The organism is Thermodesulfobacteriota bacterium (assembly GCA_039028315.1).
Lineage (GTDB): Bacteria > Desulfobacterota_D > UBA1144 > Nemesobacterales > UBA2774 > CR02bin9.
On record JBCCIH010000075.1, the window covers coordinates 1 to 10,257 of the forward strand.

Below are 10,257 nucleotides of genomic sequence, written 5' to 3' on the forward strand. Positions count from 1 at the left end.
AATCATCCCTTAGTCGGTGATTACTTTCAGGGCATGGCAAACGGAGTTTATGTAATGAGGCAGGCGAGCAATTGATTAAACCAAATTCTTTTGTTGGAGATTTAATACCATATGTTCCGGGCAAGCCCGTTGAGGAGCTTGAGCGTGAAATTGGAATTACGGACGCGGTTAAAATAGCATCTAATGAAAACCCTCTTGGCCCCTCGCCACTTGCGGAGAAAGCTATAAGCGAAGCTGTGCATAATCTGCACCGCTATCCAGACGGGGATGCTTTTTACTTAAAGCATAAATTAGCTCAGAAACTTGGCGTTGATCCTGAGACAATAATCTTTGGAAACGGCTCAAACGATGTGATCGACATTGCCGCTAGAACTTATATGCAGCCAGGCGATGAAGCGATATTCGGAGAGTATGCATTTATTGTATACCCAATTGTAAGTAAAGCGGTCGGGGCTAAGGCAGTTGTGTCTCCTATGCCTAATTACACGCACGATCTAAGAGACATGCATTCGAGAATTACTGAGAAAACCCGCATGATATTCATAGCCAATCCTAATAATCCGACTGGAACCATGGTGGCTAGAGACGAATTTGAGTGGTTTATCGAAAATGTGCCCGAGGATATTTTGGTTTTAGTTGATGAAGCATATTTTGAGTATGTAGAGGATCCGAGCTATCCAAACTCGCTCAATTACCAAAATACGGATAAGTCTATAATTACAGTTAGGACATTCTCTAAAATTTATGGCCTTGCGGGCTTAAGATTGGGCTATGGCATAGCACATCCAGATATTGTCTCTCACATGCATAAAGTGCGTCATCCGTTTAATTCAAACTCGTTATCACAAATAGGTGCGCTTGCAGCACTGGATGATCAAGAGCACATACAGAGAACAAAACGGATTAACTCTGAAGGGCTGAAGTTCGTATGCACAGAGCTAGAAAATATGGGCATAACTTATGCTCCTTCTTATACTAACTTTGTGCTGATAGACTTAGACGAGGATCCAATTCCTGCCTACAACTCACTTTTAAAAGAAGGAGTTATTGTAAGACCGGTAATGGGATATGGCCTTAAGACTCATTTAAGGGTTACAATAGGAAGCGAAGAGGAAAATCAGAAATTTGTTAGCGCCGCCAAAAAAGTTTTAGGTAAATAATATGCAATTTGAGAAAATTACTATAATCGGCCTTGGCCTAATTGGAGGCTCTTTAGCAAGGGCCCTTAAAGAGTCAGGACAAGTTGAAATCGTTGTCGGGATCGACACAAACGAAGATACTTTAAAGTATGCCTTTGATAACGGGGTTATAGACGAAGGTGCGCCAGAGATAAATGAAGTGATTGAGCACTCTGAAATAGTAGTTGTAGCAACCTATGTCGGAACTATATTTGAGAGCGCAAAAAAAGCCTTTGAGGTGGCATCTCAAGGAGCAATCATAACAGATGTTGGAAGCGTAAAGTCGTCTGTTGTAAATGGTATTGAGCAGCACCTCCCGGAGCATCTTCATTTTGTTCCCGCTCATCCTATAGCAGGCACTGAAAACTCAGGCATAAGTTCATCAGATCCAGGGCTCTTTAAAGATAAAAGGTGCATTATAACCCCTACTCCTAAAACCAATCCACGCGCCGTTGATAAAGTAAGAAAAATGTGGGAGCTTGCGGGAAGCCAAGTCTATGAAATGGACCCGGGCACGCATGACCACATATTTGCAGTAGTTAGCCATCTGCCTCATGTTGTTGCCTACTCTTTAATTAATAGCGTGCTTAGCTCTAAGGATTCAGACAAACTTTTAGAATTCGCAGGCGGAGGGCTTAAAGACTACACCAGAGTCTCAGCAAGCTCGCCTGAGATGTGGACAGAGATTTTCAAAGCAAATAAAGAGCAGCTACTAAATGCAATATCTCTATTTAAAGACTCTCTTGATAAAATTGAGGGCGCTATAAGAGATGAGGATTTTGAGAAATTAAGAGCCGAGCTTGAAAAAGCCGCTCAAGCTAAGAGAAACCTGTAATCAGAGATTAGAGCCATATTTTTGTAATATTTTATCTACTATTTTATCCGGACTGTCCTTAATACTTATTGTAAAAGCATCATCGGGTTCTTGGAGAGTCTGTAGCTGGCTCTGAAGCAAGCTTGGCCCTGCATAGTGCCCTTTTCTTAAAGATAGCCGTTTTTCAAGCAGCTTTTCCTCGCCCTTAAGATATATAAAAACAACTTTTTTCCCTGGAACACGAAGCTCATCTCTGTATGATTTTTTAAGCGCAGAGCAAGCAAGTATGGCATTTCTATCTTGTTCTTCGATGAGAGAACTTAGAGCTTTTAGCCAGGGGGCTCTATCGGCATCTGTTAGAGCTATACCCTGTCTCATCTTTTCTTTATTTTCTCGGGAGTGAAAATCATCGGCGTCATAAAAGGGACTTTTTATCTTATTAGCAAGTAGATTACCAACGGTTGACTTGCCCGACCCACTAACACCCATGATTATAAATATCATTTATGGATATCCCAGCGTACGGACTAGCCTATGCCGCACTGGCAGGCTGTTATGAAAAATGAAACTGCCAGGATGGATACGATTGTTATGTAATAGCGCATATCTTTCCCTCACATTAGTAATATATTAAAAGCTTGTCCGCCTATATTTCATCCAAGCTGGCAGCTGCATGCAGCAACTAATACTGATACCAGTAGAATTGAACCTATTGTTATGTAGTAACTCATAATTTCAACCTCTTGCAATAGTATTAATTCTGAGTATATAGAATTATTTTTCTAAAGCAAATCACAAAATTAATATTAATGCATCCCACATATTATAGCAAAAATCACGTCAAACTGGACGACATGGTTAACTCCGATTTCATTTTTTCTTAACACAACCTTAACATTGCCAGGGTTTAATCCTACATCAAACGAATTTAAAGGAGGTAGTACCAATGTTTAAGGGTGTAATTGATAAAAATATAATTAGCAGCACTATGGTTGCACTAGTAATCGTTTTAGCTGCAGGATTTGCTACTGCACAAGAACCCGTAAAAGTTGATGCAGAGATTCCGGACTACACAAAAACAAGTGGTGTTTCTGGAAATATTAATAGTGTAGGATCAGACACAATGAACAACCTTATGACACTATGGTGTGAGGGTTTCACAAAAGATTATCCAAACGTTAAGTGTCAGATCGAAGGTAAAGGCTCAAGCACTGCCCCACCAGCATTAATTGAAGGAACAGCACAGTTTGGACCTATGTCACGTGCTATGAAAAGTAAAGAGATCGATGAGTTTGAAAAAGCATTTGGTTACAAACCAACTGAAGTTCCAACATCAATCGACGCTCTGGCAGTATTTGTGAACAAAGATAACCCAATTGAGTGTTTGTCAATCGAGCAGGTTGACGCTATTTTCTCCAAAAACAGAAAATGCGGCGGCGCTGAAGATATCGCTACATGGGGTCAGCTTGGACTAGAAGGCGACTGGGCTAATGTACCAATAAGCATGTACGGCAGAAACTCAGCTTCAGGTACGTATGGTTACTTCAAAAAGAAAGCTCTTTGCAAAGGAGACTACAAAGACTCAGTTAAAGAGCAGCCAGGTTCAGCTTCAGTGGTACAGGGTATCACAGAAGATAAAAGCGGTATCGGGTACAGCGGGATCGGATACATCACCTCTGGCGTGAAAGCTATCCAGCTTGGCAAAAAAGCTGGTCAGTGCGCTGATCCAAACCTACAGAACATCGTAAGCAAAGAGTATCCACTAGGAAGATATCTATATCTATATGTAAACAAAAAGCCCAATGAGCAGCTTGACCCACTACGTCTTGAGTTCCTAAAATACGTACTCAGCCATCAGGGTCAGGAAGTTGTAGTTAAAGACGGTTATCTTCCACTACCAGCAAATGTTGATGCCGAAATTATGGAAACAATTACAGCTAAGTAATTTAGCTAGATTAACAAACCTAATTCATACGGTTATTAAATGACAGCTCAAACCAGATTAAAGAAGAAAGAACAACAAGCTTCCCCCGGTATTAGACGGAGGAAGCTTGTTGATTTTATTGCAACAAGCATTGTAACTACAGGCGGTATTGCAGTTATATTGAGCATTCTCGCCATATTAGTATTCATCGGAGTTGAGACAGTTCCGCTTTTCCAAAGTGTTAAGTCTGACCTTGCAAGCTCTTTTATATTAAGAGAATCACCTGAACTTTCGTCATATTCGGTTGAAAACACCGATGACAAGACTTTTCCATTTTTAGCAACAGGTCAAGAAGAATATAGGGAAATAGGTTTTGTGGTCACAAAAGATGGCATGCTGACGTTCCTAGACCTTACTAACGGAAATACTATAAAACAGTTTGGGTTAACTGAGCTTGAGGGCAGCACTATTACCTCAAGCTTCGTTTCACAAAACAACAAACTGTATAGCTTTGGAACAAATGACGGATTTATTCTCCCTGTGCAGACCAACTATAAAGTAGATTTTGTTGGAGACAAAAGAGTAATCACACCTGATATTGTTCAGCGCGATCTATTTAAAGTATATGATGACCAGCTTGAGATAATTGCTTATGAAGAAGCCCCTGAAGAGGATGTATCAGCAGCCGCGGCCTATACAGCCTCCGGCAATCTTGTATTCGTAGCTCTTATCGTACCTGACGATGACTTCGGTTCAGGAGAACCTGAGCTCATAAGTATTGACCTAACTGAGAAGATAAATGGAAGCACTGTAACTACTATAGAATTAGACAGGTCTATTGAAAACCTATTCGTCGGAACTGACAACGGTAAAATATTTCACTGGGACGTTAGTGATAGACAAAGTCCTGAATTCCTAAGAGCCATAGATGCTACATCGGGTTCAAAAGTGGCAATTACGGCACTCGCTTTTCTACTTGGAGACCGCTCTCTATTAGTTGGTGATGAGGAAGGTAATGTATCCGTGTGGTTTGAAGTACGGGACTCATCCTCCCCGTCAGGTGAGGTTTTAACCAGAATTCACCAGCTCGACCCACTTGAGCTTCCTATTACAAATATTACGGCATCCGCAAGAGACAGGGGTTTTCTAGCTTCTGATAGTGGCGGAAATATAAATCTTTATCACTCCACATCAGGGCAAATGCTCCAAGAGCTAAAAACCGACGGCTCCTCTGTTCAAAGATTATCATTTGCGCCTAAATCAAACGGCGTTTTAGCAATAGACGATCAGGGTAAAATGTACAATTGGGACGTCGATAATCCGCATCCAGAAACAAACTTTAAAACACTATTTGGAAAGGTTTGGTACGAAGGATACCAAAAACCTGAATACGTATGGCAATCAACCGGAGGCACTGATGAGTTTGAACCAAAGCTTAGCTTAACACCGCTTGCTTTTGGAACATTAAAGGGCGCTATATATGCACTATTTTTTGCAATTCCAATCTCTATTTTTTCAGCAATCTGCGTATCTCAGTTCATGCATCCATCACTTAGAAATACTATTAAACCTGTAATTGAAATTATGGCTGCGCTACCAACAGTTATCTTAGGATTTTTGGCTGGATTGTGGCTGGCGCCAATAATAGAAAAAGTTATCCCGGCAGTGTTCACAATACCAATAGTTCTTACTGTATTTACAATTCTAACCGTGATGATTTGGCAGTATGTTCCTAGGGGAATAAAGGGCCGCTTTAAAATTGGCAGCGAGCTCTTTTTATTAATACCGATAATTATACTGGGCGTTTTAGTTGCTTTCTGGCTAAACGGACCAATTGAAAACGTACTCTTGGGCGGAAACTATAAAGAATGGCTATACACAGTGTTAGGCCTGCAGTATGACCAGAGAAACTCACTAATTGTTGGTTTTGCAATGGGCTTTGCTGTTATACCTATTATCTTCACCATCTCTGAGGACGCCCTATCAAGTGTGCCTAAACACTTGCAGGCAGGCTCGCTTGCGCTTGGCGCAAACCGCTGGCAGACAGCAATTAGGGTGATACTTCCTACGGCTAGCCCGGGAATATTCTCCGCTGTGATGATTGGATTAGGTAGAGCAATAGGTGAAACCATGATCGTTCTTATGGCAACAGGTAATACCCCGATTATGGACTGGAGTATATTCAACGGATTTAGAGCGCTTTCTGCAAACATTGCAGTGGAGATACCAGAGGCGCCGCATGGCGGAACTCTTTACAGGGTGCTGTTCTTAGCCGCTCTGCTACTGTTCTTCTTTACCTTCCTTGTTAACACTGCTGCAGAGCTTGTAAGACAAAGACTAAGGAAAAAATACGGACAGCTATAGAAATGAAAAAACTATGCATACGGTGTGAAGGTTGAGTTTATGAAGAAATTTTGGAGTAGTGGAGATCCTTTTGTTTGGCTGACCGGTGTTGCGCTGATGTTCAGTCTATTAATGATCGCAGGACTCTTGTGGCTGATCATGGCCAAGGGGCTCGGGTTTTTCTGGCCGGCACAAGTTGTAGAGTTTGAACTTAAGAACGGAACTAGAGTTATGGGTGAGGTTACTGGCCATGAAGAAATCAGAGGCATCAGCGGAAAAGCCGAGGGGGAGCCAAGGTTCAGAACCCAGCTTAAGATTGGTAATAGGGATCTGTACGGACTCGACTTTAGATGGATTGATGATGATCAAATTGTTACGCGCTCAGTGCCTGAATTTGCAGTAGTTATGGAAAGACGCGAGTGGGGTAATTTCTACGGCTTTATAAAACAGATAACTCAAGACGGAAATGTACTTTGTGAGGGTAATGAAGCGTGCTGGGACAAACTAGAAGAAGATATACCGGTCTATGCTGGAATATTTGGTGAAATTAGAAAGATCGAAAAGGGTGATATCGGTGGTATCAATAGGCAGATCGAGAACTACAGACTCAAAATAAGAGGCGTCGAAATGAGCGACGGCGATCCTGCGCAAATAAAAGCCTATCAGGACAAGATCGCTCTTGAAGAGCAGAAATACTTAGATAAAGAAAAAGAACTAGAGGTTTTATATCAAGAATTTACAAAAGAAAAGATTACGATGGTTTCAGTGGGCGGGCGAGAGAAAGAGATGGCGCTTGGAAACATTGTTCTTGCATTTAGACCAAATGCCATGAGCTGGTTTCAAAAAGCGGGTCTCTATATGCACAGGGTTTGGGGATTTGTATCCGATGAACCCAGAGAAGCAAACACTGAAGGCGGCGTATTCCCAGCTATATTCGGAACCATCATGATGGTTCTCATAATGAGTATTGTGGTGCTTCCGTTTGGAGTGCTGGCTGCACTATATCTAAGAGAATATGCAAAACAGGGACCGCTAGTAAGGCTGGTTAGGATATGTGTTAACAACTTGGCGGGTGTACCCTCTATTGTATTTGGAGTGTTTGCTGTTGGATTTTTCATTTACGGCGTGGGGGCTTCGATTGACAGCTTCTTCTTCTCCGAAGCGCTTCCGAACCCTACTTTCGGAACTGGTGGAATTCTTTGGGCATCGCTTACACTTGCGCTTCTAACGGTGCCGGTGGTAATTGTAGCAACAGAAGAGGGATTGGCCGCAGTATCACAAGAGATAAGACACGGCTCTCTCGCTCTTGGAGCAACCAAGTTTGAGACTACTTGGAAGATTGTAATTCCAAGCGCAATGCCGGCTATTCTAACAGGGCTTATTTTGGCTATCGCAAGAGCAACGGGAGAGGTTGCCCCACTTATGATCACAGGTGTTGTTAAACTTGCGCCGCAGCTTCCTGTTGACGGCTACTTCCCATATGTACATTTAGAAAGAAAGTTTATGCATCTAGGATTTCATATATATGACGTAGGGTTTCAGTCCCCTAACGTTGAGGCTGCAAAGCCTATGGTTTTCACAACAGCACTGCTATTAATATTAATTGTGATTGTATTAAACTTGACGGCTATTGTAATTAGAAACCGATTGAAGAAGAAATATACTACCTCAGCGGTTTAATTGATGTTATTATTACAATTCCGGCAACAAGACTAATTGGAGGTCGGCAGTAAAATGGATACACAAAACGTTAAGGAAATGGAAAGCAAGCTGGAAGCTAATGTTACACAACCCCAAGAGGCTCCTGAACATAAAGCGCCCTATGCTAAGTTTGAGGTGCCTGATCCTGTTGTGGAAGTTAATGATCTAAATCTCTACTATGGATCAAAACAAGCGCTTAAGAATATCTATATGGATATTTCTAAAAATAAGGCAACAGCGTTTATCGGACCCTCAGGTTGCGGTAAATCCACCCTTCTTAGGTGTTTTAATCGCCTAAACGACTTAGTAGACTCTTGTGCGGTTGAGGGTGAAATATTAATTGATGGAGATGATATACAAGATCCGGGTATAGATATCACTCAGCTTAGAAAAAGAGTTGGAATGGTTTTTCAGAAATCAAATCCTTTTCCTAAATCCATTTACGAAAACGTTGCTTACGGCGCCAGAATCGCTGGAGAAAATAGAAAATCAGTATTAGATGAAGTGGTTGAAAAAAGCTTAAAAGGCGCAGCACTTTGGGATGAGGTTTGCGATAGGCTTGATGAAAGCGCTCTAGGAATGTCAGGTGGGCAGATGCAGAGGCTATGTATAGCAAGGGCCATTGCAGTTGAGCCGGAGGTGCTGCTAATGGACGAGCCTTGCTCAGCGCTAGACCCTATAGCTACAGGAAAAATTGAAGACCTAATTACTGAGCTAAAAGAGAGCTACACAATTGTTATCGTTACACACAACATGCAGCAAGCTTCACGTGTGTCTGACTACACTGCATTTATGTATCTTGGCGAGCTGATAGAGTATGATACAACAGAAACAATATTTCTTAATCCACACAATAAGCAAACAGAGGATTATGTATCAGGTAAATTTGGTTAATTCATAGAATATGGAAGACGAAAAAAAGAAAAAAGTTTTATTCCTATGCACCCACAACTCAGCACGATCTCAAATGGCGGAAGGGATTTTGAGAAGTCTTTACGGTGATAAATTTGAAGTATTCAGCGCAGGCACTGAGCCCTCAAGAGTAAATCCATATGCAATAAGAGCCATGAATGAGCTAGGAATTGATATATCAACCCATAAGTCCAAAAACGTTCAATGCTATGATGGAGTTAATATGGATTACGTTGTCACTGTATGCGACAATGCCAAAGAATCCTGTCCAACTTTTTTCGGAGCCCAAAACACAATTCACCATGACTTCAGAGACCCTTCCCAGTTCCGTGGGAAAGACGAGGAAATCCTGTCCGGTTTTAGAGTGATAAGAGATGAGATTAAAGCCTGGATAGAGAGTACATTTCAGAATATTTAGTCTTTAAATAGTTTAAAATTGGAGAGAGAAAATGATCAGGCTAGAGGAAGAGCTAATAAAATTGAAGAAGATGCTCTTTGAAATGGCTACCACCGTTGAAGAGATGATTGCAAAGAGCGTTAAAGCACTTGAAGAGAACAATATGATTCTCGCCGAAGAAGTGCGTAGAACTGACGACAGGATTGACGAGATAGAGGTCGAAATAGACAATCAGTGCATAAAAATCCTAGCGCTTTATCATCCTGAAGCCGAAGACCTTAGAACAGTTACCATGATCATGAAGATCAATAACGACCTTGAGAGAATCGGGGATCATGCAGTAAATATTGCAGAGAAAGCTATCTACTTAGCTGACAAACCTCCTGTAAAACCGCTTATTGATATACCGAAAATGGCGGAAAAGGCTATTGAAATGCTCCAGGAGAGTTTGGACTCTTTTGTAAATAAGGACGCCGAACTAGCAGTAGCTGTGTGCAAAAAAGATGATGAAGTAGATGCGCTAGAGCCGCAGATAGTAAGAGAGCTTATTACCTATATGATCACAGACCCGCAAACCATAGACAGAGCTCTAACTCTTATTTTTATAGCTAGAGGACTTGAAAGAGTAGCAGATTTGGCAACTAATATAGCTGAAGACACTTACTACATTGCCAGCGGTAAAATATTAAAGCACCATCATAATACAACACCAATGGAAAAATCATAACAAGAATTGCTAGCTACTACTCCTGCCTATTATTCCCGGTCACAATTTTGTATTAATTAACCCAATTCTACAATTTAGTGAAAGATAAATGTTATCTGATTATAAGCGCTTCTTGAAAACATAGTGCAGACGGATAAACTCATGGCTTTAGGATTAGAGGAAATATGCAGCTAAAAGAACTTTATCAAATAGGAAAACAGAGCTTAAGTGAGAACTCGGTACAAACCCCTGGTCTAGAGTCTTATCTACTTCTTGCCAAAT

General features: G+C 41.3%; 9 protein-coding genes. 8 read left to right on the plus strand and 1 reads right to left on the minus strand.

From position 1 onward, the window contains the following. Positions 1 to 71 precede the first annotated feature (71 nt). Together hisC and AAF462_06090 are read left to right on the plus strand one after the other, a co-directional pair. Positions 72 to 1,160: a histidinol-phosphate transaminase gene (gene hisC, locus AAF462_06085; protein MEM7008690.1), complete on the plus strand. Its 1,089-nt coding sequence runs from the start codon at positions 72 to 74 to the stop codon at positions 1,158 to 1,160. Between the two features lies 1 nt (position 1,161). Continuing rightward, on the plus strand, positions 1,162 to 2,013 hold the full coding sequence (locus AAF462_06090) for a prephenate dehydrogenase/arogenate dehydrogenase family protein (protein ID MEM7008691.1): 852 nt from the start codon (positions 1,162 to 1,164) through the stop codon (positions 2,011 to 2,013). On the opposite strand, the gene AAF462_06095 is transcribed toward AAF462_06090, so the two are convergent. After that, positions 2,014 to 2,496 carry a gluconokinase gene (locus tag AAF462_06095; protein ID MEM7008692.1) on the minus strand — a complete coding sequence of 161 codons (483 nt, stop codon included), beginning with the start codon at positions 2,494 to 2,496 and terminating at the stop codon, positions 2,014 to 2,016. A 484-nt stretch (positions 2,497 to 2,980) separates the two neighbouring features. Here AAF462_06095 and AAF462_06100 point away from each other — a divergent pair, with 484 nt between their 5' ends. The 6 genes from AAF462_06100 (at position 2,981) to phoU (ending at position 9,996) form a co-directional block, all read left to right on the plus strand. Then, entirely contained in the window at positions 2,981 to 3,937 is a 957-nt protein-coding gene (locus AAF462_06100; GenBank protein ID MEM7008693.1) for a phosphate ABC transporter substrate-binding protein PstS family protein, read from the plus strand. Between the two features lie 39 nt (positions 3,938 to 3,976). Further along, positions 3,977 to 6,280 (plus strand): ABC transporter permease subunit, encoded by a 2,304-nt coding sequence (locus AAF462_06105; protein ID MEM7008694.1) that lies wholly within the window; start codon positions 3,977 to 3,979, stop codon positions 6,278 to 6,280. Between the two features lie 39 nt (positions 6,281 to 6,319). Next, a complete protein-coding gene (gene pstA, locus AAF462_06110; protein MEM7008695.1) occupies positions 6,320 to 7,939 on the plus strand; it encodes a phosphate ABC transporter permease PstA in 1,620 nt (539 codons plus the stop codon). A 78-nt stretch (positions 7,940 to 8,017) separates the two neighbouring features. Beyond that, positions 8,018 to 8,854: a phosphate ABC transporter ATP-binding protein PstB gene (gene pstB / locus AAF462_06115; protein MEM7008696.1), complete on the plus strand. Its 837-nt coding sequence runs from the start codon at positions 8,018 to 8,020 to the stop codon at positions 8,852 to 8,854. A 10-nt stretch (positions 8,855 to 8,864) separates the two neighbouring features. Then, on the plus strand, positions 8,865 to 9,290 hold the full coding sequence (locus tag AAF462_06120) for an arsenate reductase ArsC (GenBank protein MEM7008697.1): 426 nt from the start codon (positions 8,865 to 8,867) through the stop codon (positions 9,288 to 9,290). 31 nt (positions 9,291 to 9,321) lie between these two features. After that, the gene (phoU, locus tag AAF462_06125) at positions 9,322 to 9,996 is read left to right on the plus strand and encodes a phosphate signaling complex protein PhoU (GenBank protein ID MEM7008698.1); all 675 of its coding nucleotides are present in this window, start codon (positions 9,322 to 9,324) and stop codon (positions 9,994 to 9,996) included. Positions 9,997 to 10,257: the final 261 nt, after the last annotated feature.